The 23,224-nt window shown below is 34.2% G+C and carries 20 protein-coding genes and 1 other annotated feature; of the genes, 16 read left to right on the top strand and 4 right to left on the bottom strand.

The window, feature by feature from the left end:
• Window positions 1-129: 129 nt before the first annotated feature.
• The 3 genes from ACVWNY_RS07140 (at window position 130) to ACVWNY_RS07130 (ending at window position 2,501) form a co-directional block, all read left to right on the top strand.
• A complete protein-coding gene (locus ACVWNY_RS07140) occupies window positions 130-1,038 on the top strand; it encodes a M48 family metalloprotease (protein ID WP_218325169.1) in 909 nt (302 codons plus the stop codon).
• An 82-nt stretch (window positions 1,039-1,120) separates the two neighbouring features.
• Entirely contained in the window at window positions 1,121-1,552 is a 432-nt protein-coding gene (locus ACVWNY_RS07135; protein ID WP_218325170.1) for a universal stress protein, read from the top strand.
• 106 nt (window positions 1,553-1,658) lie between these two features.
• The gene (locus ACVWNY_RS07130; protein WP_218325171.1) at window positions 1,659-2,501 is read left to right on the top strand and encodes a GRP family sugar transporter; all 843 of its coding nucleotides are present in this window, start codon (window positions 1,659-1,661) and stop codon (window positions 2,499-2,501) included.
• Between the two features lie 47 nt (window positions 2,502-2,548).
• On the opposite strand, the gene ACVWNY_RS07125 is transcribed toward ACVWNY_RS07130, so the two are convergent.
• Window positions 2,549-2,875, bottom strand: a complete 327-nt coding sequence (locus ACVWNY_RS07125; protein WP_218325172.1) for a hypothetical protein — start codon at window positions 2,873-2,875, stop codon at window positions 2,549-2,551.
• Window positions 2,876-3,055: 180 nt separating this feature from the next.
• Between ACVWNY_RS07125 and ACVWNY_RS07120 the strand changes: the two genes are divergently transcribed.
• Entirely contained in the window at window positions 3,056-3,487 is a 432-nt protein-coding gene (locus ACVWNY_RS07120) for a universal stress protein (RefSeq protein ID WP_218325173.1), read from the top strand.
• Between the two features lie 31 nt (window positions 3,488-3,518).
• Here ACVWNY_RS07120 and ACVWNY_RS07115 read toward each other — a convergent pair whose 3' ends face one another.
• Window positions 3,519-3,914, bottom strand: coding sequence for a hypothetical protein (locus ACVWNY_RS07115; protein ID WP_218325174.1), 396 nt, complete (start codon window positions 3,912-3,914; stop codon window positions 3,519-3,521).
• Window positions 3,915-4,230: 316 nt separating this feature from the next.
• On the opposite strand from ACVWNY_RS07115, the gene ACVWNY_RS07110 reads away from it, so the two are divergent.
• The 3 genes from ACVWNY_RS07110 to ACVWNY_RS07100 are packed head-to-tail and all read left to right on the top strand — an operon-like array spanning window position 4,231 to window position 6,024.
• Window positions 4,231-4,431 carry a hypothetical protein gene (locus ACVWNY_RS07110; RefSeq protein WP_218325175.1) on the top strand — a complete coding sequence of 67 codons (201 nt, stop codon included), beginning with the start codon at window positions 4,231-4,233 and terminating at the stop codon, window positions 4,429-4,431.
• A 9-nt stretch (window positions 4,432-4,440) separates the two neighbouring features.
• Window positions 4,441-4,929 carry a hypothetical protein gene (locus ACVWNY_RS07105; RefSeq protein ID WP_461211727.1) on the top strand — a complete coding sequence of 163 codons (489 nt, stop codon included), beginning with the start codon at window positions 4,441-4,443 and terminating at the stop codon, window positions 4,927-4,929.
• A 54-nt stretch (window positions 4,930-4,983) separates the two neighbouring features.
• Window positions 4,984-6,024 carry a C39 family peptidase gene (locus tag ACVWNY_RS07100; protein ID WP_343214706.1) on the top strand — a complete coding sequence of 347 codons (1,041 nt, stop codon included), beginning with the start codon at window positions 4,984-4,986 and terminating at the stop codon, window positions 6,022-6,024.
• A 43-nt stretch (window positions 6,025-6,067) separates the two neighbouring features.
• Here the strand turns inward: ACVWNY_RS07100 and ACVWNY_RS07095 are convergent, their stop codons facing one another.
• Window positions 6,068-6,664, bottom strand: a complete 597-nt coding sequence (locus ACVWNY_RS07095; RefSeq protein WP_218325177.1) for a nitroreductase family protein — start codon at window positions 6,662-6,664, stop codon at window positions 6,068-6,070.
• Between the two features lie 178 nt (window positions 6,665-6,842).
• Here ACVWNY_RS07095 and lepB point away from each other — a divergent pair, with 178 nt between their 5' ends.
• The 6 genes from lepB to pheT all read left to right on the top strand — a co-directional run bounded on the left by lepB (window position 6,843) and on the right by pheT (window position 18,800).
• Window positions 6,843-7,385 carry a signal peptidase I gene (gene lepB / locus ACVWNY_RS07090; RefSeq protein ID WP_218325178.1) on the top strand — a complete coding sequence of 181 codons (543 nt, stop codon included), beginning with the start codon at window positions 6,843-6,845 and terminating at the stop codon, window positions 7,383-7,385.
• Between the two features lie 58 nt (window positions 7,386-7,443).
• Window positions 7,444-10,944: a PD-(D/E)XK nuclease family protein gene (locus ACVWNY_RS07085; protein WP_454071189.1), complete on the top strand. Its 3,501-nt coding sequence runs from the start codon at window positions 7,444-7,446 to the stop codon at window positions 10,942-10,944.
• A complete protein-coding gene (gene addA / locus ACVWNY_RS07080) occupies window positions 10,937-14,635 on the top strand; it encodes a helicase-exonuclease AddAB subunit AddA (protein WP_454071188.1) in 3,699 nt (1,232 codons plus the stop codon). The genes ACVWNY_RS07085 and addA overlap by 8 nt, the downstream gene beginning before the upstream one ends.
• Window positions 14,636-14,710: 75 nt before the next feature.
• Window positions 14,711-15,040: a winged helix-turn-helix transcriptional regulator gene (locus tag ACVWNY_RS07075; protein ID WP_218325181.1), complete on the top strand. Its 330-nt coding sequence runs from the start codon at window positions 14,711-14,713 to the stop codon at window positions 15,038-15,040.
• Between the two features lie 51 nt (window positions 15,041-15,091).
• Window positions 15,092-15,287: a binding site (T-box leader), on the top strand.
• Window positions 15,288-15,329: 42 nt separating this feature from the next.
• On the top strand, window positions 15,330-16,373 hold the full coding sequence (gene pheS, locus ACVWNY_RS07070; RefSeq protein WP_218325182.1) for a phenylalanine--tRNA ligase subunit alpha: 1,044 nt from the start codon (window positions 15,330-15,332) through the stop codon (window positions 16,371-16,373).
• Window positions 16,374-16,379: 6 nt separating this feature from the next.
• Complete coding sequence (pheT, locus tag ACVWNY_RS07065) at window positions 16,380-18,800, top strand: phenylalanine--tRNA ligase subunit beta (protein ID WP_218325183.1); 2,421 nt, start codon at window positions 16,380-16,382, stop codon at window positions 18,798-18,800.
• A gap of 33 nt (window positions 18,801-18,833) precedes the next feature.
• Here the strand turns inward: pheT and ACVWNY_RS07060 are convergent, their stop codons facing one another.
• Window positions 18,834-19,811 (bottom strand): polyprenyl synthetase family protein, encoded by a 978-nt coding sequence (locus tag ACVWNY_RS07060; RefSeq protein ID WP_218325184.1) that lies wholly within the window; start codon window positions 19,809-19,811, stop codon window positions 18,834-18,836.
• A 214-nt stretch (window positions 19,812-20,025) separates the two neighbouring features.
• On the opposite strand from ACVWNY_RS07060, the gene ACVWNY_RS07055 reads away from it, so the two are divergent.
• From ACVWNY_RS07055 to hemH, 3 genes are all read left to right on the top strand, one after another.
• The gene (locus tag ACVWNY_RS07055) at window positions 20,026-20,925 is read left to right on the top strand and encodes a prenyltransferase (protein ID WP_218325185.1); all 900 of its coding nucleotides are present in this window, start codon (window positions 20,026-20,028) and stop codon (window positions 20,923-20,925) included.
• A gap of 20 nt (window positions 20,926-20,945) precedes the next feature.
• A complete protein-coding gene (locus ACVWNY_RS07050) occupies window positions 20,946-22,151 on the top strand; it encodes an NAD(P)/FAD-dependent oxidoreductase (protein ID WP_438719979.1) in 1,206 nt (401 codons plus the stop codon).
• Window positions 22,152-22,247: 96 nt separating this feature from the next.
• The gene (gene hemH / locus ACVWNY_RS07045; protein WP_454071187.1) at window positions 22,248-23,192 is read left to right on the top strand and encodes a ferrochelatase; all 945 of its coding nucleotides are present in this window, start codon (window positions 22,248-22,250) and stop codon (window positions 23,190-23,192) included.
• Window positions 23,193-23,224: the final 32 nt, after the last annotated feature.

Here is a 23,224-nt window from a genome sequence, read left to right as displayed (position 1 = left end):
TAATAGTACCATAACTTGACTTATTCAGCTAAAGATATTGTGAAGGAAAGTTTAAATGGTTTTAAGATTTGGATTTCTTAACAAAGCAAATGCTATACTAATGAAAATAATTGAAGAAGGAAGATTTATTTGCAAAATAAACCACGCGTTGTTGCAAGTCAGTGGCTGTCATTGTTTTTTAGTGTAGCGACAATTTTTTTAATTAGTAGTAGCTCTTTGATATATCGAATTTTTCCTGCGGATTGGACTATTTTAAACACCATACGCAATCAGAGTTATGGACAAATCGTTTTAATAGGCCTTTTGATTTTTATAGTTGTAGCCGTGTATCAATTTTCTCCCTTATCAATTTATTTTAAAAGAAAACAAATTGGAGGTAGAACAATAAACGATCCTGCAGAAATTGAATTTTTGTCAGTTGTCAATGGGGCTGTTTATCAGCGATTACTAAAACGTTATCCAAATGCCAAAAAGGCTAGGTTGTGGATAATCGATGAACGGGAAATTAATGCTTTTGCGTTAGGTTATCGAGATATTTGTTTGTATCGTGGTTTGTTGCAGTTGGTAGAGGTGGACCAATTAGAAGCAATTTTAGCGCATGAATATGCTCATTTGTACCATCGTGACACATTAGGATTGTTGTTAATTCGTACCAGTTATGTAGCTTCGGCATTTTTATTGTTGTATATATTCCATTGGCTCATTGTGATAGTATTTTTAATCGGTCTTATTTTTAGTTTGTTATCAATAGGTAGAAGGAAAAATTTATTCAAAACAATAAGTAATTTTACTAGGAATTTGTTTTATCGTTACTATAAATTAATTCACTTTTTAATGGCGCAAGTAAGTAAGCAGCAAGAATATCGTGCAGATGAAACAGCCTTATATCTAGGTTTTGCGCAAGGATTGGAAAATTTCTTTTATTTGCTGACTGAGATGACTTATCAATCTAACAACAACTTTTTAAAAATGTTACAGTCCAATCATCCTAGTATTAAAGCAAGATTAAAAAATATTCGAAAAAAGATGGAAAGGTGAAGTTATGTTCATTTAGTGAACATAGCTTTTTTTACTGTTTTTTTTGCGAGGTGTTATAATAAAAGAAAAGGAGATGATCAAAATGAAAACTAGCTATCGAAATATTTTAGTAGCTCTGGACGGATCAGAACAAGCCGATAATGCTTTGTTAGAGGCAGTTGAGACAGCCAAACGAAATGATACCAAATTGTACTTAGTTTCTGTCATTGATGATAGTAATTTGTTGATGAATACAGCTATTCCCGTAGATAAAGTTATCGAGGAAGAGAAAAGTTCTGTTAATGCTGAATTGACAAAAAAAATTAAAGAAATCGATTATCCTAAAGCAGAAATTCTGATTGCTGTTGGAAATCCTAAAAAATATTTAACTGTAGATTTACCAAAAAGTCTAAATATTGATCTTATTTTCTTAGGAGCAACTGGTAAAGGTAGAATTGAACGTATCTTGGTGGGTTCCGTAGCAAATTATGTTGTCAATCATGCGCCGTGTAATGTTATGGTGGTCAGAGACTAAGTATTTAAATTTACAGTAATGATGACGTTACCAAAAAGGAATATTCTTGCTTTTTTTCTAGATTTGAGGTGTTATTAGGATACCTTAAATATTTAGGAGCAAGTTTATGAATATAATGATTGCATTAATCCCTGCGATTAGCTGGGGGCTTCAACCTTTGTTTGCGAAGTGGCTAGGTGGGCGACTGAGTAACCAAATTTTGGGAGTAGGTATGGGTGCAATGATTGTTGGTAGCGGGGTATATTTATCTATTTCACCAGAAAAAATTAGTTTTGGATCTTTTATGCTGAGTCTTTTATCTGGTCTTTTTTTCTTAGTTGGACAACTAGGGCAATTAAGAGCTTTAAAAATGATTGGTGTTACACAGATGATGCTTATTTCAGTCGCATCGCAATTGATTATTTCTGATTTAAGCCAATTGATTTTTAACGGGTTTAATGGAGTATCTGGATTAATACTGGTTCTTGTGAGTATTTTGATGATTGGTGCTATTTTTATATTAGCATTTAGGGATCTGAAATCGACAAGAAATAAATTCTTGCAAGCTTTGGTTATCATATTTTTTTCTAGTTTTAGTTTCAATTTGTATTTTTCTATCAGTAATGTAATTAATACTGGAAACTTTTCATTTTACTTTCCACAGATGGTGGGTGTGTTTATAAGTGCCATCGTTTATGTGTTACTAACCAATCCGAAAAGCTTTGTCCAAAAGAAAAGTTGGTATAATGTGATTATTGGCTTGTTAATTAGTGTATCAACTATTGGCTATCTTTTTTTAGATAAACTTTATGATCAAAAGATTAATTACCTTATTTCAGCCGTCGCGGTTGTAATCACCATGATGGGTGGTATGATTGTTTTTCACGAAGTTGAGCAAAGAAGATTAAAGTATTTTCTTCTAAGCGGTGGTTTGTTTGCACTAGGAAGTATTTTGCTTAGTTTATATTAAAAAATGCGCAAAACTGTATAAACAGTTTTGCGCATTTTTTGTAGGTTCTAAAAGAAAATAAAGTATACATTAATAGCATAGTAAATCAATAAACCTAAAGCGATTAGCATGGAGAAAAACGTAATCCAGACAGTCGCTTTCTTTCTTTTCTTGGGTTTCTTTTTTCTACGAGCCCGTCTACTCATATCTGGATCAAAATCAGATGATGTTTCGATTTTTTTGGGATGCAATAATAAGATAGCCAATAAATCAAAAAAGAATAATGCTTGCAACATCGTGGTGATTAAAAAGATAAGTTGATCGCCACCTACAATGCGGTAAATCAGCATCAAAAACATTGCGATATCAAGAATTAATGTAAGTAATAACGCCATAAATAGACTCCTTTAAACATTTCTACCTTTCACAGTATAGCACAAAAAAATTATCTGTCTTGCTGACAAGTAAATTTTATTGTCATTTATCAAAAAAATAAAACTTTTTCGATTTAAGAAGGCTCAAAAATGTTTTATCGCTTCATTTAGTCTATAATTAAATTTAAGGAGGGGATAGTTGTGAAAGAAGAATATAAAAATATTTTAGTTGCCGTAGACGGCTCTGAACAATCAACAGAAGCGTTTAAAGAAACAATGGCTGTTGCCAAAAGAAATCAAGCGAAGGTGACAATCTTAGCGGTAGTAGATGTAAAATACGCTTTTGGCGATCCTGCTTTTGTAAATGATTCTTTAACCATTCATACGAATAATGCCGAAATTGAAATTGATAAATTAATTGCAGAGTATGAGCCAGCACAAATCGATTTTGAAAAAGTAGTCCTTTCAGGGAGTCCTAAAAGAAAAATTGTTGATTATGCAGAAGAAAATGAAATAGATTTAATTATGATAGGTGGAACCGGTACGGGTGCAATCGAACAAATGGTAATTGGCTCAACAACTTCATATGTTGTAAACCATGCACCATGTAACGTGATGGTAGTAAAAAATTAGAAGCCAAACAATTTGTTTAGCTTCTATAAAATTATTTTCCTGCACCTTGTTTTAAGGCTGCAAGAACAAGATTCCCATTTGAAAAACCTAATTGAATCGGAAGCTCTTCTTGTCGAATCATTAAGGTAAGTAAGATCCCATTGATTTTTTTCTTACCGCTAATTTCGGTGGCTTGGTGCAAATTATAACGATAACTTTTTTGTTTACTTAAAACATATAACGTATTTCCTGAAATACCATAAGCAGTCAAGCCTTCTTGTTTTTTTAGGCCGTAATATTTATGAAAACCGATGAAAGCAAAAGAAAAATCAACTTTGGGGAATTCATTTACGAATAAACTAAAAAGTGCAGTACCTTTTTCTTCATTCAGGTTATAGTTTACTTGGTATTTTTTGGTAAACTGGTAAAGTTGTTTGGCTGTATTCATTTAGCTCATCCTTTTTTATTTGTAATACTACAAGTATAGCAAAAAGATAGCGCCTTGCCAGTATGTTTTATTTAGAAAGAAATAATCATGAGAATTTGGTGGCAAAAAAAGACGATTTCTTTAAATAATAATCGTTCTTAAAAAAGCATAACATCAACTTGAAAGCAACTTTTTTATCAAAAAAAAGAATAAAAAAAAGATAAATCAATATAAATCCTGTGTTTTCGGTTGTAATGAATCTTGATGTCCGTTATAATTGCGAAAATACTTAACCAAAAGCTAGATAGTAGAAAATATCGATACTGGAGGATTTATTATGAATGAAGAAGAAATTGAATTAGGTAAAACATACCGTTGTCACCCTATTGGATTTATTGAAGATGTTGAAGGGGAAGTCGTTTCAAAAATGACAAACACTGCTGTTTTACGAATTGAAACTTGTAATCCAACAGATCAACTTCAATTGGAAGAAAAAGCTAAGATGGTGGTTGCTAGATATTCTAGCTTTATCTCATAAAAAGCAAAGGTGAGATTATTGAATTTTTTTACCATTTTACTATTAGTATTTACACTAGTATTGTATCTATACTTAATTGTAAACCGTCGGGCAATTATTATCCCGATAGCGTCATCAAAAAAAAGATACGTGATATATCCATTTTTGATGGGTGTAGTTATCTGGGTGGCTGTAACCCAAGCAATAGATGTAGACCAGCGAATTAGAACTATTTTAGCTGGCTTAATCCTTTTAAGCTTTGTTTTAGATAAAAAGGGCCTAACAGAAGATCGATTGATTTTAAATAGTTTAGACTTGAAAGGAATTCCATTAATAGAGATTGATAGAGTGGTTTTAGTGGAAGATGAACTAACTCAACTTGTCAAGGTTAACTATTTTAGAAAAGATCGTCGCGGACCAGTCCTTTTGTTTGATGAAACTATTACTGAATTGGCTATCTTTTTTTCTACACATCTAAAAGAAGGTAGTAAATTAGAAATTGTAACTACGGAAGATTGACTTTTTGGTTAATCTTCTTTTTTTGTTATACTAATTATTAAAGGAGATGATTGTGTGAAGAAAATTTTTTGGAGTTGTTTTGCGTTGAGTGCTTTTATTGGTATCGCAGGATTTGCTCAAGAAAATCAAGCATCCACGTTATATCGTTTATACAATACCAATAGTTCTGAACATTTTTATACGATTCATAATGAGGAAAAGACAAACTTAATGCGTTCAGGTTGGCGTTATGAAGGAACTGGCTGGCAAACTACCGACACAGGACAATCCGTTTATCGGTTGTATAATGAAAATGCTGGCGACCATCATTACACTTTATCAGAGACAGAAAAAAATGATTTGATCAGCAAAGGTTGGAAGGATGAAGGAATTTCTTGGTATACACCAGAATCTGGAATCAATGTTTATCGTTTGTATAATAAAAATGCAAAAGCTGGGGCTCATCATTACACAACTAGTGTGACTGAGCGAGATAATTTAATCCATGCTGGCTGGCAAAATGAAGGAGTTTCTTGGAAAGCAACCGGTGAAGGAACGACAGTTAGTGATAGTGCATCATTAAATGCACCATACATTAATCAAAACTCAGCAGGATATCCAATGGGTTGTGAAGCAGCAGCACTTTTGCAGGCGCTTCAAACAAAGGGACAAGCAAATAATTACAACTTGAGAAGCTTCATTGATGAGATGCCTCTAGCAGCAAATGGAAATCCCAACGATGGTTTTGGTGGTAGACCAGATCAAATTTTAAATGGTACATATCAATCAATCTATCCAAAACCACTAGCCACTTGGGGAAGTCGTTACGGTAATGTTGAAAATATTTCTGACTATTCACCAGAAGAATTAAAAGAAGAATTACGTGGAGGAAATCCTGTGGTAGTTTTTGTCACTTTGGATTTTGCAGATCCTCGTTATGGCAATTATTGGTGGGGAACTGGAATTAATAATGCTCATGTAATGACCTTAGATGGCTTTGATAATCATACCAATCGTTACCATGTATCAGATCCGAATGCTGGTCAATACTGGGTGGAAGGTCATGCTTTTGAAGCAAGTTACAATTTGACTCGCTATGCGGTAGTAGTAAGATAAAAAAGTCATGAAGTAAATTTTCTTTTACTTCATGACTATATTTTTATTTAATGACTTTAAACCGATCTTCATCGTTCATAAATTCTTTTTCTCCAGCTTCTGCTTCTTTTGAACCAAAAACTAATTGGCCGCGTAATTCCCAGTTTGCCGGAATATTCCAAGTGCTTGTAACTTCTGCATCAATCAATGGGTTGTAATGTTGTAAGTTTGCACCAAGACCTTCTGCCGCTAGTGCAGTCCAGGTATTTGCTTGAGCGATACCATTAGATTGTTCTGCCCAGATAGGGAAGTTATTCGCATAAAGTTCGAATTGTTCTTGTAAGTTTTTAACAGTATCTTTTTCTTTAAAGAATAATACTGTGCCATAAGCGTTCTTAAAGCCCGCTAATTTTTCTTGTGTATTTGAAAATGCTTCTGCTGGTGTAACTGGTTTTAAAGCAGCTTCTACGATTTTCCATAATTTTTCATGAGCACCATCAAACAAAATAACTGCTCTTGTAGTTTGTGCGTTAAAGTCAGTGGGACTTAGTTTAACAGCTTCCTTGATCGTAGTTGAAATCTCTTCTTGTGATAAGTTAACGTTGCGTCCTAAAGCATAGATAGAACGACGATTTTTTAAGGCATCTAAAAATTGTGACATGTGAATTTCCTCATTTCTTTCTATTAATTACAAAACTCAATATATCATCTTACATTTAGTAAGTAAAAGAATATGCTTATCGATTTAATTCGAAAAATTTGTTAAATAGAGTTTGAAATAAGTCTATTTTTTAATGACTATGTTAAACTGTTATTATTGAATAATTGGAGGATGTTACATGAAGCTAAAAGAAGTGGTAAAAACTATTATATATTTTGTCATTTTGGCAGCTGTACTTTTTGGTTTGCGGCAATTTGTTTTTACCCCGGTGGTTGTAAAAGGAGATTCAATGGATCCAACCTTGATTGATGGAGAACGAGTTATTGCTTTAAAAAATACAGATGTGAAACGGTATGACATCGTTACTTTTCCAGCTCCAGACGAACCGGGAAAGAATTATATTAAGCGTGTGATTGGTTTGCCAGGGGATACTGTTGAGTATCGAGATGATCAATTATATATAAACGGTAAGAAATACAGTGAACCTTATTTAGATGAATATAAGAGTGAATTAACTGATGGAGAACCTTTGACTTATGATTTTACTTTAAAAGATTTATTTGGCTCTGATAAAGTGCCAGAAGGCAAATTATTTGTTTTGGGTGACAATCGACGTATTTCAAAAGATGGTCGTATTATTGGTTATATCGATGAAGACGATATTATGGCTGATGTGAAATTTGTTTTCTGGCCGATTAACAGAATCGGAACTATTGACTAGCAGATGTTTGCTAGTCTTTTTTTTTTATTGTTATAATGTAAAAAGAAGAGGTGAAAAAATGAGTTTACAATTTCTTAGAAGCGTTGGACAAAGTGATGCTGATCAAAAAATGGTCGAAGTTGCTGAAAGTTGGTTAAGTAATCATCAAACAGGCCGCGTTTTTTTTATTGTACCCAATTATAATAAATTCGAAAAAGAAATCCATTTGTTGCGTTTGATGAAAGAAGCACAACAGACAAGAACTTTTAGCTCGATTAATCGACAAGTATTTAGTTTTAACCGTTTAGCTTGGTTCTTTTTACAAAAAGATGGGAAAATCCCTGGTAATCAGTTGTCAGATGCTGGTAATGCAATGGTTTTAAGAAAAGTCCTAAAAGAAAAAGAAATGGACTTAGTCATCTTTAGAGGTGAAATTAATAAATCAGGTTTTATTGAAGAAGTCATGAAATTCTATCAAGAAATGCAAATAGGAAATCTGACTGTCGATGATTTATTCTTGTTAGCTGAAAATAAAACGATTGATATTGGCTTAAAAATGCAAGATTTACAAACTATTTTATCTGCTTATGAAAAAGAGCTTGCTCAATATCAAGTCGAAAATAACGACCCATTGCAATTATTAAGTGAATATTTATCAGATAATAAACGCGTGGACGATTTGTTCATTGTCAGCGGTTTTACCAGCTTTACTGGAAAAGAAATGCAAGTATTAACAACATTAATGGCTCAAAGTCAACTTTTAGTAGCTTTAGAAGTAGATCAATCTTATGTTGACCAATTACCTAATCCATTAGAATTATTTTCAGTAACTGGCAAAACTTATTATCAGTTGGTTCAAGCTGCACGTAGTGAAAAGATCCCAATCCAGCTTGATTTAATTGCTGTCAATAAAAAAAATGTATTTAATCAGATTGGTGAATTTTGGCGCACACAAAAGCCGCAAAAATTGCAAGCATCAGCAGCAATTCAAATTTGGCAGACTACTACATTAGCTGAAGAAGTCAGACGAGTGGGTAATGAAATTAGACAGCTAGTAATTAAACAAGGATATCGTTATCAAGATATTCAAGTTTTAGTTCGCAATGATGATCGCTATCGCAGTGTTGTTGCAACAATTTTTAACCAATTGGCGATCCCTTATTATTTAGATGAAAAACAAAAAATGGCTGAACATCCTTTATTGGACTTTTTACAAGCCTTATTTTTAATTGATCAATACAATTACCAAATTACAGATGTCATTCGTTTGTTAAGGACAGAGTTATTTGTTCCTTTTGAATGGGCTACCAATACTTGGAAGCTAGAACAAAAAATCTTGCGAGAAAAAATTGATCAGACTGAAAATGTTGCTTTGGCTTACAATTTCAAAGGCTTCTATTGGACGAGAGAAAAAGACTGGAAATTTGTGGACTATGATTTTGAATCTGGCGAATATCATGCAAATGAAACTATAGAAAATGACAGTAATTTAGTACGTCGAATGGTTCAAGAATACTTACCTCCATTTTTTGAAGAAATAAAGAAAGCGGAAAATGGTCGTACAGCAGCAAGTATTTTTTATCATTTTTTAGATCGAGTAGGTGTGAAGCAACAATTGTTACATTGGCGTGATCAAGAAGTTGAACGAGGATTCTTGGAAAAGGCTCGTAATCATGAACAGACGTGGCAAGCTTTATTAGATTTGTTAGATGAGTATGTATTGATTTATGGCGATGAAATTTTTGACTGGGATATTTTTCAAGAAATATTTGTCGCTGGATTAGTTAATTTAGATTACGGAAAAATTCCGACAACGATAGATCAAGTTCAAATTAATCGTTTGGATATTCGCGGTAAACAAACTAAGGTGACATTTGCTTTAGGTCTAAATGATCATGATTTTCCTGCACGCTTTGATGATACTGGTTTATTGACTGCCGATGAAAGAGAAGTTTTCAGTCAGGAATTACCAGAGGATAAGTTCTTACCAGAAGCCAATAGCCAAAAAATCATGAGTGAACCATACGTTGCCTATGGTGTTTTTTTATCAGCATCAGAAAAATTGTTTTTAAGTTACGCTACTATTGTAGAGGAAAGTAGTTATGGGATTTCTCCGTTTTTGAAAAGACTGAATGTAGGTTTAGCTATTCCTATTTATTCATTTGAAAATTTGAATTTAACAACAAATCCGGCTGAGTATGTCGGTACGTTTCGGACTATGATTAGTGATGTAATAAATTTGAATCGTCAGAGTAAAGACCAACAATATCCATTATCGGCAGCATGGGCCAAGCTTAGTCAAAGTTTGAAAAAAAATGCTGAAGTGGGCGATTTGGCTGGGAAAGTTTTTGCTAGTTTAACCGATTCAAATGTTCCCTTTGATTTGGGACCAGATATTGCCGGAAAGCTTTACGGAAAAGAGTTGTATGCCTCAGTTTCACGAATTGAGAATTTTTATAGTTGTCAGTTTAAATATTTTGCAAATTATGGGCTTAAACTAAAAGAGCGTTCATTATACGAATTGACACAAGCAGGAAAAGGCGACTTTTATCATGAAGCCTTAGATATTTTCTTTAAAAAATTAAATGAGAATGATTTAAATTTAGCAAAAATTAGTGATGAACAACGGCAAAAACTCGCTGATGACGTATTAGCTGAAGTTTTTGGTAAGGTAAAATTTGAAATTTTAAGCAGTTCTCCAAGGATGAACTATATTCGTTATCAATTGGCGAAAACGATTGAAAAGGTTAGCTGGGGCTTAATGCAACAAAGTAAACGGACAAATTACCAAACAGAAAAAACAGAGGTAATTTTTGGATCGCTTGCTGGTCAAAAAGGTATTAGGGGATTAGATCTGCCATTAGTAAATGGCGGAGCACTACATCTGCGAGGGAAAATTGACCGAATTGATACTGTGACAAATCAAGAAAATCAATGGTTTAGCGTAGTGGATTACAAATCTAGTCAACAAAGATTTAAGTTAACGGATGCCTATTATGGATTAGCATTGCAGCTAATCACCTATTTAGATGTAGCAATTACTGATTTTTCTGAAGGTAATAATAAAACAGTTAAACCAGGAGGTGCCTATTATTTCCACGTTCAAAATCCTACGATTAAACCGACAGATAATGTATCAGAGGAGACTTTAAAAGAATTTAAATATAATGGTCTGTTTGTTAAAGATGAAGCACTTTTTAAAGAGATGGATAAAGAATTGGCAGAAGGTGAGAAGTCTTCTCTATTTCCACTGGAAATGACAAAAAAAGGAGCTTACTCAATTGGTCGCAATCAGCAAACTTTCTATGATATAAACGAAATTGATTTGTTGAGAGACTATAATAAACAAAATTTAAAACAAGCGGGTGATCAAATTGTTTCTGGAGAATTGAAATTGAATCCGACTTTGGATAATGAGAAAAAAAGGGCTTGTGAATTTTGTCCATTCCAAAGTGTGTGTAAATTTGACGTCATGATGCCAGATAATCAGTATCACCGCTTTGAAAGAATGAAGCGGGAGGAAATTTTAGATCGGATGCGAAAAGACCTGGGAAATACGGAGGAAGAAGGCAATGAGTAGAAAAATACCTATTCCTGAACGAACAGCCGATGTGATGTTTACGGAGCAGCAATGGCAGGCAATTTATGATCAAGGAGACAATATTTTAGTTTCTGCTTCAGCTGGTTCAGGTAAAACAGCTGTTTTGGTCCGCCGTGTGATTGAAAAGATTCGTCAGCAAAATTTTTCAGTCGATGATTTGCTAGTTGTGACTTTTACTGAAGCTGCAGCTGCTGAGATGAAGGAACGCATCCAGCAAGCGATTCAACAGGCGGCTGAAGAGGCGAAAACTTCTGAAGAAAGAAATTATTTCAACCATCAATTAAGTAAGTTACCGATGGCTAATATCTCCACCTTACATGCCTTTTGTGCAAAAGTGATTCAACGATTTTTTTATTTAATTGATTTAGATCCAAATTATCGTATGTTAACGGATGAAACAGAAACAATCTTGCTGAAAGAAGAAGTATGGGATAGTATCCGTGAGCTAAATTATGAAAAAAAGGAAGTCGAATTTTATCGCTTGACTGAAAATTTTTCTAGTGATCGAGATGATCGTGGTTTAGAAAATTTAATTTTTTCCATGTACAATTTTGCTCGGTCCAACTCTGAACCGGAAAAATGGCTAGACTCGCTGTTAGAAAATTATCAGTTTGATGGAGAATTTGCTCACTCCAAAATTTTTACCGAGCAATTGCGACCTATGATTGTAACAGAATTAGATCGTGTGATTGAAAACTATCAATTGATGATTCAACGGTCGCAAGCGATAGGTGGTTTAACCTTAATTATTGAATTAGCAGAAGATGAACTAAATCATGTATTAACGGTTAAAGAAGCTTTATTAAAAGGGGACTTGGCAATTGCTTATCAAGTGATACAAGCAACTACCTTTAAGACATTTCCATCTACAAAGAAAGAAATAAAGGCTGTAAAAGAGGCCTATCCTGAAGAATTTGCGGAAATTCAAAATTTACGAAATTTGAATAAAGATCAGTTGCAAAAAAACATCCTACCGAATTATTTTTCTGAACCTTTTGAAATACAAGGTGAAATCTTAAAAGAATCGGAAAAATTAGTCAGTGGCTTAATCGAAGTAGAAAAAGCTTTTATCCAACAATTCTCAGAGAGAAAAATGAGTAAGAACTTGTTAGATTTCAACGACTTAGAACATTTTGCTTTGAAAATTTTAGAAACTGAAATTGACGGAGCCTATCCTGCTAAAAATTATTATCGGACTCAATTTAAAGAGGTTTTAGTTGATGAATATCAAGATATCAATCAACTTCAAGAAACAATTTTACAAGCAGTTAGCCAAGAGCATCCAGGAAATATGTTCATGGTTGGGGATGTAAAACAATCAATTTATGGTTTCCGTTTAGCTGATCCGACATTGTTTATTGAAAAATATGAAAGCTACCAAAACGATGTTGATTTTGATGGTAACCGAAAGATTATTTTGCCAGATAATTTCCGCTCTCGTAAAGAAGTATTGGATTTTACCAATTTGATTTTTAAACAAATTATGGATAAAGAGCTGGGCCAGATTGAATATGGTTCTCAAGAAGAACTGATTGCAGGATCCAAGGCTTTTCCTGAGTCGGATCATTTTTCAGCAGAGCTTTTAATTGCAGAACAAAAAGTCGAGGAAGATGACTTGATCGATGAGAGTGCGACTGCGGAAATCTATTTAGTTGCGAATAAAATTCGTGAAATGAAAGATCAAAAATTCCAAATTTTTGATAAAAAAATGGGTATTGATCGTGCTTTAGATTATCGGGATATTGTTTTATTGACGCCAACCCGAAAAAATCATCTAACTATTATTGACGTCTTTAAGAAAATGGGGATTCCGTTAAATGTAAATGATGCCCAAAACTATTTTCAAACAACCGAACTAAGAATTATTGTTGCATTAATGCAGATTATTGACAATCCTTTTCAAGATATTCCATTAGCTGCAGTTTTGCGGTCACCAATTACTGATTTGGATGATCAAGAGTTAGCAACGATTCGGCTAAAAATGGTCGAAGGAGATTTCTTTACGGCAATTAAAAACTATCAAGTCACTGAAGAAGATAAAATCAGTCAAAAGCTTGCTATTTTTCTGAACCAATTGGATAATTGGCGGGAACTATCTCATCGTACGTCGATGGTAGATCTTTTATTGAATATTTATCAAGAAACAGCTTATTTAGATTATGTTTTAGGAATGCCGGCTGGTCAGCAACGACATGCAAATTTATTGGCATTAGTAGAACGCGCGAAGGATTATGAGAAGAGCAGTTATCGAGGCTTGTATCAGTTTATTCGATTCATTGAAAAAATGCAGGAGAAGTCAAAAGATTTGGCTGAACCGCCTGCAACAGAAACTGGGGATGCAGTGACAGTAATGACAATTCATGCCAGTAAAGGCTTGGAGTTTCCGGTAGTATTCTTATTAAATAGTAGTCGAAAAGCTAATTTAAGTGATTTACGAAATAAATATATATTTGACGAGCATGCCGGTATTGGCATAAAGTATTTAGATCCTTTTACAAGGGTAAACTATATAACAATTGCCTTTAAATTAATTGCCAAGAAAAAAAATAATAAATTATTGTCTGAAGAAATGCGAAAACTGTATGTAGCTTTGACGAGAGCTGAGCAAAAATTGTTCATTGTTGGTTCCTATGACAGTCAAGAAGCGGCATTAAAAAAATGGCAATTGGCAGCAACGAATGAAGACATTGTTTTAGACACCGCAATTCGTAATGGTCAAGGGGTCTTTTTAGATTGGATTGGGCAAAGTTTATTCCGTCATGCAACGATGGAAAATTATCAACAACAATATCCGATAAACCAAAAAAATTCACTTTACCATCATCCTGCAAAGTTTAAAATTACTTTTGCTAATGCTCAAGAAATTGCTCAGACAGCAAATAGTTATCAGCCTGTTTTTACAAAAGTTAAAGCAGATGATCAAGAAATTGATGTTAGCCAGATTTTACAACAAGCCGGCTATCAATATATTTTTCCTGAAGCAACGAAAACTACTAATTATCAGTCAGTTTCCGAAATAAAACGATTATACGATGACCCTGATAATCGAGAAGTATTAGATATTTCTGACAATCAAAATTTGAATCAAAATCGTTATCGCTTTACCGAGAACCAACTACCGGAGCCGCGATTTTTAGTCCAAACAGATGAAATTAGTTCGGCTGAAATCGGTACGGCAACACATTTGGTGATGCAATTGATCGATGTATCCACACAACCAACTGAAAAAAGTGTTCGGGTATTAATCGAATCATTGATTGCGCAAAAAAGTTTAAGCCAAGAATTAGCTGACAGCCTTTCAATAGAAAATATTTTAACTTTTTTTGAAACTGATTTAGGGAAAAAACTGTTGGCTACACCAGATTTACTTCATCGAGAAGAACCCTTTGCAATGTTGTTATCAGCAGATGAAATTTTTAAAGATTATCGAAATAACGACGAAATCTTAATTCACGGGATCATTGATGGCTATTTGGAATATCCAAATGAGATTATTTTATACGATTTTAAGACAGATTATTATAGTGAAAGTCGTGAACAAGAATTAATCAATCGCTATAAAGGGCAATTAACTTTGTACAAAGAAGCATTAGAAAAAGCCAAGCAAAAAAAGGTTAGTGAAATCAATTTAGTTTTTTTAAGAGGAAATAAAATCATTAACTTATTATGAAAAATAGAATTCTAAGCAACTTATACTTATTATTTGTAAGTGATGTGCTATAATTCGTACATCGAGGTGAGAAAGATGGCGGAATTACAAATGACTGAGTTCACACTTTGTCCGACATTTGAAAAGTGTTTTCAAATTTTAGGTAAAAAGTGGAACGGTCTAATCATTGATGTGTTATTAGAAGAAGGACCACAACGTTTTGTTGATTTAGCTGCCAAAATTCCAGAAGTAAGCGACCGAGTTTTAACGGAACGTTTAAAAGAATTAGAGGCGCAAGGAATTGTTGGCCGTGTGATTTCCTGTGAAGGTCAGAAGCGGATGGATTATTGTTTGACTCAAAAAGGATTGTCGTTAGAAAAAGTAATGTCAGAAGTTCATTCATGGGGTGAAACTTGGATGGCTTAAAGAACTTGCGTAAAAGGTTAATTTCTTGTAATATAAGATTTAATCGAATACGAAAAAGCGTTGATGGAAAAGAGTAGTTTTTTTAAAACTTTTCAGGGAGTATCTGCCGTAGACTGGAAGCAGATTAAGTCAAAGAAAAATGAAGTTCACTTCTGGAGCTTGTCTTTAAGACCGGCAAATTGCCGTTAGAATAAGTAAGAGCGCCAATAGGCGAATTAGGATGGTAACGCGAGACCTCGTTCCTTTAAAAGGAAAACGAGGTCTTTTTTTTGTGGAAAGGAAGAAGAAAATGGATTTACAAACGCAGTTAGAAGATTTAAAAACAGCCACACTTGAAAAAATTTCTGCTACTAAAGAGTTAGCTGAAGTTGAAAAAATTCGTGTGGAAACTTTAGGGAAAAAAGGACCAATCACTGAAGTATTACGAGGAATGAAAGATTTATCAGCGGAAGAACGTCCGAAAGTTGGCGCTTTTGCCAATCAGATTCGTGATTTATTAACAGAAGCAATCGAAGAAAAGAAAACTGTTTTAAATCAAGTCGCTTTAGAGGCGGCTTTAGCTAAAGAGACTATTGACGTAACTTTACCTGGAAAACAAATTTCTCAAGGGAGTCGCCACGTATTAACACAAATCATGGAAGAAATTGAGGATACTTTTGTAGGAATGGGTTATCAAATTATTGAAGGTAATGAAGTTGAAACCGATCATTATAATTTTGAACGGATGAATCTACCTAAAGATCATCCTGCCCGTGACATGCAAGATACCTTCTATTTATCGGATGATTTATTGTTACGGACCCATACTTCACCAGTTCAAGCACGAACAATGGAAGATCATGACTTTTCAAAAGGTGCCTTAAGAATGATTTCGCCGGGGAAAGTTTTCCGCAGAGATACTGATGATGCCACTCACAGCCACCAATTTCATCAAATTGAAGGATTAGTGATTGATAAAGGTATTACTATGGCAGATTTAAAAGGTACATTAGAAACTATGTTGAAAACATTATTTGGTGAAGATCGTAATGTGCGTTTACGTCCAAGTTATTTTCCTTTTACAGAACCTTCAGTTGAGGTAGATGTGAGCTGTTTTAAATGCGGTGGTAAAGGTTGTAATGTTTGTAAATATACTGGTTGGATTGAAATTTTGGGGGCGGGCATGGTTCATCCAAATGTTTTGGAAATGTCAGGTATTGACCCAACAATTTATTCTGGTTTTGCTTTTGGTTTAGGACCAGATCGTATTGCTATGTTGCGCTATGGCGTCAATGATATTCGAAATTTCTATCTCAACGATGTTCGCTTCTTAGAACAATTTAAGGGGGAGTAAGCAATAATGTTAGTTTCTTATAAATGGTTAAATGAATACGTAAATATTAAAGATATTAACCCAAAAGATTTAGCTGATCACTTGTCTTTAACAGGAATTGAAGTAGAGGGATTACATCAACCTGAAACTGGTTTGAAAAAAATTGTGGTAGGGGATGTTAAAGAATGTATTCCTCATCCTGATTCTGATCACTTATCGATTTGCCAAGTGGATATTGGTGAAGCAGAATTGTCTCAAATTGTCTGCGGTGCACCGAATATTAAAGCCGGAGTCAAAGTGATTGTTGCTTTACCAGGTTCAAGAATTACTGGCAATGTTAAAATTAAAAAAGGTAAAATGCGTGGTCAAGTTTCAAATGGGATGATTTGTTCTTTACAAGAAGTTGGTTACAGCGAATCAGTAATTCCTAAAGAATTTGCTGACGGGATTTATTTTTTACCTGCTGAAGCAGTTGTTGGCGAACCAGTTTTTCCTTATTTAGAAATGGATGACACAATTATTGATCTTTCCATCACACCAAATCGGGCAGATGCCTTAAGTATTCGTGGTGTTGCTCATGAAGTTGCAGCAATTTACAACAAAAAAGCTGTTTTTCCAGAGGTAAAATTAGTTGAAGGCGAACAAGCAACCAGTGAAAAAATTAAAGTAACGGTGACTGATCAAGCAGATGCACCTCATTATGAAATTCGTGTAATCGAAAATGTAAAAATTGGCCCAAGTCCACAATGGTTGCAAAACCGTTTAATGAACGAAGGTATTCGTCCGATTTCAAATGTGGTAGATATTACCAACTATATTTTACTATTATTTGGTCAACCTTTACATGCATTTGATTATGATAAATTAGGCAGTCAAGAAATTTTGGTGCGCCGAGCAGAGCAAGATGAGCTGTTAACAACTTTAGATGGTGTGGAAAGAAAACTTTCACCAAATAATATTGTCATTACTAATGGACAACAACCTGTAGCATTAGCTGGTGTGATGGGAGGATTAGATTCTGAAATCACTAATACAACAACGACAGTAGCTTTAGAATCCGCGATGTTTGATAGCACTTCAATTCGCCGGACCTCACAAACATATAATTTACGCAGTGAATCTTCAATGCGTTTTGAAAAAGGGATCAATCAAGCAGAAATTTCTTTAGCAGGCGAAGTCGCTGCTCAAATGATGGTAGATTTGGCTGGCGGAACTATTTTAAAAGGTTCTGTTAAAGGCAGTCAGGTACATCCTGAAAATATTGAAGTGACAACAACTTTGAAACATATTAATCAATTTTTAGGGACAGAATTAACACAAGCTCAAGTCAATCAAGTTTTCACTGCGTTAGATTTTTCTTATGAAGAATTAGGTGAAACAATTGCTGTGAGTGTGCCTCCACGCCGTTGGGATATTAAAATTGAAGCGGATTTAATGGAAGAAGTTGCTCGTATTTACGGTTACAATAATATTCCGTCAACATTACCTAGTGGTCAGACAGTAGCTGGCTTTTTAACTCATGAACAAAAGTTGACTAGAAAAGTTCGTGGTATTTTAGAAGGTAGTGGCTTATCAGAAGCGATTAGTTATGCTTTAACGACTGCTGAAAAAGCACAACAATTTATGCTCAGAAAGAGTAAAGTGACTGAATTAGCATTTCCAATGAGTGAAGAACGGTCTACTTTACGGATGAATTTAATTAGTGGATTATTGGAAGATTTAGCTTACAATACTGCTCGAAAAAGTAAAGATCTGGCTTTTTATGAATTTGGACGGGTCTTTTATCAAGACAATGACCCCAAAAAAGATTTACCAAAAGAAGAAAAGCATCTAGCCTTTGCTATTACAGGTGATAAAATAGAAAAATCTTGGCAAGAAACAGCAGAATCAGTTGATTTTTATCAAATCAAAGGATTATTAGAAAATCTAGTAAAAGCATTAAACTTAAAAAATCGCATTAGCTATCAAGCAACCAGTGATTTAAAAGAAATGCATCCTGGTCAAACTGCATTGATTTATTTAGATGATCAAAAAATTGGTTTGATTGGTCAAGTTCATCCTAGTTTAGCTAAAGCCCATGATTTAAAAGCAACTTTTGTGATGGAACTGAATTTTGAAGCTTTAGTTGAGGTAGAAAAACCAGCTCTAGTTTATCAGACTGTTTCAAAATATCCTGCAGTAAGCCGTGACATTGCTATGCTAGTGGATGAAACTGTTTCAAATGGAGACATTGTTGCTGCTATTCGAGAATCTGCTAATCGTTTCTTGACGGATATTAAAATATTTGATGTTTATCAAGGAGAAAATATTGAGGCAGGTAAAAAATCGGTGGCCTACAGTTTAACTTATGTAAATGCTGAAGCAACGCTGACAGATGAAGAAATTAATAGTTTTATGGTGAGAATTGAAAAAACGTTAACAGATAAATTTGCGGTAGTCATTCGCTAAATAAAAAAACGTTGTCTTAGCAGACAACGTTTTTTAATAAGCACGATGCAATAAATCAACAGTAATACTTTTCAAAGTTTCTTTGGAAGCCGATTCTGGCAGTAAATCAATTTCTCGAATAGCTTTTTCAGTTAACTTTTCGGCAAAAATCAAGGCATCTTCTAAGCCACCAGTTTCAGCGACTAACTCAGCTAATTCAGTTCGTTCTTTAATAGATAGATTTTCAGGATGGATTAAATAAGGATTTATTTTTTCCGGTGAATTATTTTTGGCTGCTAACAAAGGGTAGGTATAAATCCCTTGAACAACATCAGTCAAAATTGGTTTTTCATCACTTCCTAAATCCAATGAAAAGTTTAAAATATCATCATAGACTTGGAAGGCTAAGCCAATCGCTTTGCCAATTCTTTTAGCTCGTGCTTGAGTGACAAGATCAGCACCACCAAAATAAGTACCTTCCCAACAGCTTAAACTGATGAGTTCGGCAGTTTTTCCATTGATGCTTTTTAAATACTGCCAAATACTTTGATCTTTTTGATAAGTTAATGACATTTGATGGAGTTCACCCTGTAAAATTTTTTTCATTGATTTGGCATTTTTCATTAGAAATGGGGTGCCTGTCATTGTTTCCGCCAATAGTTCAAAGTAAATTGTATAGATAAAATCTCCCGTGTAAACTGCGATATCTTTGCCAAATTGTGATTGGATCGTTGGCAGCGCACGACGAGTAGGAGAATCATCAATGATATCATCGTGAACTAAAGTAGCTGAGTGTAATAACTCTAACGAAGCAGCAATTTTTACGAATTTTTCATCAGAAACTTCTCCATGAGCAATTTCTGCAAATAAAAAGAAGAGCGCTGGTCGAATTAATTTTCCGCCTTTTGTACTAAAAGCTTGAATAGCACCTTCTATTTCTTTATTTTGAATTACTAATCTTTCAGCCATTAAATCTTGAACTAAGGTAAGTTTTTGCTGGAGATTAGGATAATCTTTCCAATAATCTAACATGTTTACTCCTTTTTCTTTTAGACTCGTTTTTCATTTTAGCTTATCTCAAAGAGAAAAACTACTAGAACCATCTGGATTAGATTAAGTTTTAATTGAAATATGGTAAGTTTTCAGAAAATATTAACTTTTGACCAGCTTTTTGGAGCATAGTTTTTGAAGAAATTGACAAAAACAGGCATAATGTAGAAGAAAGTTTGATAGGAAGAAGGAAGAAATGAGTTTAGCCGTTTTTTTGGAATTAGTCGAAATTAAAGCAAAAACAGCAAGTGTAATGCCTTTTTTTATTGGGATTTGTTTTAGCTGGTATAATTATCGATCACTTCATTTAGGTTTGGTACTTTTATTTTTTATTTCGATGTTTGTTTTTAACATGGCCGTTGACATCTTAGACAACTATAATGATTATCATCACGCCAGTGAAATTCATGACTATCGAGAGAAGACAAATATCATTGGTCGAGAAAAATTAAATGTGCGTCTGGTATTTTGGATGATGATTGCAATGATTATATTTTCTGCGTTATTAGGAATAGTGATTGCAATGATTGTTGGCTGGCCCTTTTTATTAATGGGTGTCTTTTGTTATTTTGTTGGTGTTTTTTATTCCTCAGGTCCACGACCTTTATCAAGCTTGCCACTCGGTGAGTTTTTTTCTGGGTTTACTATGGGCTTTATGATTAGTTTGCTTTGTGTTTATTTAAACACATATCAAATATTCCAATGGAATATTGTGACATTGGCGAGTATTTTTCTGATTTCTCTACCGAATACGTTGTGGATTGCAAATCTAATGTTAGCCAATAATATTTGTGATTTGGAAGAGGATGAAAATAATAATCGTTTTACACTCGTTCATTATTTAGGAAAACCAAGGGCAATTCAACTTTTTACTTGGATGAATGTGATTGCTTTCTTAAGTATCGTTTTAGCAGTCGTTTTTCAAATTGCACCATGGACATTTTTGCTAACTTTTTTAATTTTGCCATTTGTGTATAAACAGGTCGCATTATTTCGGAAAAAACAAATTAAAACAGAAACCTTTATTTGTGCCATTCGCATCCTAGCAGTTGGTGCTTTGGCTCAGGTTGTAACTTTCGCAATTATTTTTATTTAATCTTATAGGAGGTCTTTAAATTGAAAGAAATCGTTATTTTAGGAGCAGGATACGCTGGCTTAAGCGCACTGCATGTATTACAAAAATCTTCAGCAGATATTCATATTACTTTGGTGGATCGCAATGACTACCACTATGAATCAACCGCTTTGCACGAGGTAGCTGCAGGGACACAATCAGGAGAAAAAATTAGTTATCCAATCATGGATGTGGTGAACCCTAAAAAAACAACTTTCCTTCAAAAGACAGTCGAAAAAATCAATGCTGATGAACAATCCGTTTTGTTAACAGATGGTCAAAGCTTGAATTATGATTATCTGATTGTCGGTTTAGGTTTTCAATCTGAAACATTTGGTATTCCTGGTGCGGATGTGAATGCATTAGAAATGGTGGATGTAAAAACAGCTGCTAAAGTTTATGAACATATTGAAGCACAATTAAAAGAATATAAAACAAGTAAAGATGAAGCAAATTTACGCATTGTTGTTTGTGGCGCCGGTTTTACTGGAATTGAATTAGTTGGTTCACTAGTTGAAAATACGAAACATTTCGCTGAGATTGCTGGTGTTAAACCAGAACAAATCGAAATTTATAATGTTGAAGCAGCTGATAAAATTTTACCAATGTTTAGTGACAAATTAGGTCAATATGCAATTAACCATTTTAAAAAATGGGGCGTAAAACTAATGACCGGTAAAATGATTAAAGAAGTAAGACCAAATGAAGTCGTCTATCAAAATGGTAAAGATGGTGATTTAGAATCTCTTCATGCCAAAACAATCATTTGGACAACAGGTGTAAGTGGTAATAAAATTGTCGGAGAATCTGGTTTTGAAGAACGACGTGGACGAGTTATGGTAAAACCAAACTTAACCGATCCAACCTATGACAACGTCTATATTCTTGGAGATGTAGCGGCTGTAATGGATCCAGCTAGTAATCGTCCATATCCAACAACAGCGCAAATAGCTTTGAAGATGGGGCATTATGCCGGAAAAGACATATTAAATCAAATGAGCGGAAAAGCAAGCACGCCATTTTCATTTAAATCATTGGGTTCAGTTGCATCAATCGGCAATACCCATGCTCTTGGTTTAGTTGGTAAAGCTGAAATGACGGCTTACCCAGCATCAGTTATGAAAAAAGTAATTGCCGATCGTTCACTATTAAAAACAGGTGGTTTGAAAGAAGTTTTTGCTAAAGGTCGTTTTGATTTCTATCATTAAAATAAATTTGAAAGCTATTGCCTGTTTAGGCAATAGTTTTTTTGTAGATAAAATTATGGTATCATGGAATATATTTATTTTTAAAAGGAGTTTAATGTGAAAAAAGGGATATTATTGGTGAATTTGGGAACGCCACAAGCACCAACAGCAGAAGCGGTAGGTCGCTATTTAAAACAATTTTTAAGTGATCGACGAGTTATTTCACTGCCACGTGCTGTTTGGTTACCAATTTTACATGGAATTATTTTAAAAACAAGGCCCAAAAAATCAGCAAAACTTTATCAAAGCATATGGACTGATGAAGGCTCACCACTATTTTTTTATACGAAAAAGCAGGCACAGCTTTTACAAGAGCTAGTTCCTGATCAGCAAGTTCATTTTGCAATGACTTATGGCGAACCGAAAATAGCAAGAGTTTTAGATGAAATGCTAGCCAAAGGAGTCACTGACTTAACTGTTTTACCTTTGTATCCACAATATTCAAATACAACTGTTGCACCAATTTATGATCAAATCAACCGCTATTTCAAAGATCAGGGTAAACAACCCAATTTACGAGCAATCGCCCATTTTTATGACAATCAAGATTATTTGAATTTATTAGCTGAAAACATAAAAAAGCAATGGGAAAAAAATGATTACGACATGATTCTATTTTCTTACCATGGCATACCAGTTTCTGAAATAAAAAAGGGTGATCCCTACGAGAAACAATGCCAAGAGACTACCCGTTTACTTTTGAAATGTCTGGGAGAGCTGCCATATGCCCATACTTATCAATCCAAATTCGGTCCAGGTGAATGGTTAAGACCGGCTACTAGTGAAACGTTAAATGCTTTACCGAGTCAGAAAGTCAAAAAGATCCTTGTAGTTACACCAGGATTTGTATCCGATTGTTTAGAGACATTAGAAGAAATTGAAGTTGAGAATCGGGGATATTTTATGGAGGCTGGTGGAGAAATATTTGATTATCTTCATCCTTTTAATGAGGATGCTGCTTTTACTAAAGTCTTGCAAAAAGTTGCCTGTGAGGCTAATTAAAAAAACTGTTTCTGCTTAGCAGAAACAGTTTT

The sequence above is a fragment of the Enterococcus sp. JNUCC 77 genome (assembly GCF_054819945.1).
The sequence above is the reverse complement of the archived record's forward strand: the minus strand, read 5'-3'. Positions and strand labels throughout refer to the sequence as shown.

Bases quoted from the DNA above. Each gene is read 5' to 3' on its own strand.
- ACVWNY_RS07110 (WP_218325175.1), top strand. From the start codon at position 4,231: ATGAATGAAGAAGAAATTGAATTAGGTAAAACATACCGTTGTCACCCT.
- ACVWNY_RS07135 (WP_218325170.1), top strand. From the start codon at position 1,121: ATGAAAACTAGCTATCGAAATATTTTAGTAGCTCTGGACGGATCAGAA.
- ACVWNY_RS07085 (WP_454071189.1), top strand. From the start codon at position 7,444: ATGAGTTTACAATTTCTTAGAAGCGTTGGACAAAGTGATGCTGATCAA.
- addA (WP_454071188.1), top strand. From the start codon at position 10,937: ATGAGTAGAAAAATACCTATTCCTGAACGAACAGCCGATGTGATGTTT.
- pheS (WP_218325182.1), top strand. From the start codon at position 15,330: ATGGATTTACAAACGCAGTTAGAAGATTTAAAAACAGCCACACTTGAA.
- ACVWNY_RS07095 (WP_218325177.1), bottom strand. From the start codon at position 6,664: ATGTCACAATTTTTAGATGCCTTAAAAAATCGTCGTTCTATCTATGCT.
- lepB (WP_218325178.1), top strand. From the start codon at position 6,843: ATGAAGCTAAAAGAAGTGGTAAAAACTATTATATATTTTGTCATTTTG.
- ACVWNY_RS07055 (WP_218325185.1), top strand. From the start codon at position 20,026: ATGAGTTTAGCCGTTTTTTTGGAATTAGTCGAAATTAAAGCAAAAACA.
- ACVWNY_RS07125 (WP_218325172.1), bottom strand. From the start codon at position 2,875: ATGGCGTTATTACTTACATTAATTCTTGATATCGCAATGTTTTTGATG.
- ACVWNY_RS07060 (WP_218325184.1), bottom strand. From the start codon at position 19,811: ATGTTAGATTATTGGAAAGATTATCCTAATCTCCAGCAAAAACTTACC.
- pheT (WP_218325183.1), top strand. From the start codon at position 16,380: ATGTTAGTTTCTTATAAATGGTTAAATGAATACGTAAATATTAAAGAT.
- ACVWNY_RS07130 (WP_218325171.1), top strand. From the start codon at position 1,659: ATGAATATAATGATTGCATTAATCCCTGCGATTAGCTGGGGGCTTCAA.
- ACVWNY_RS07075 (WP_218325181.1), top strand. From the start codon at position 14,711: ATGGCGGAATTACAAATGACTGAGTTCACACTTTGTCCGACATTTGAA.
- ACVWNY_RS07115 (WP_218325174.1), bottom strand. From the start codon at position 3,914: ATGAATACAGCCAAACAACTTTACCAGTTTACCAAAAAATACCAAGTA.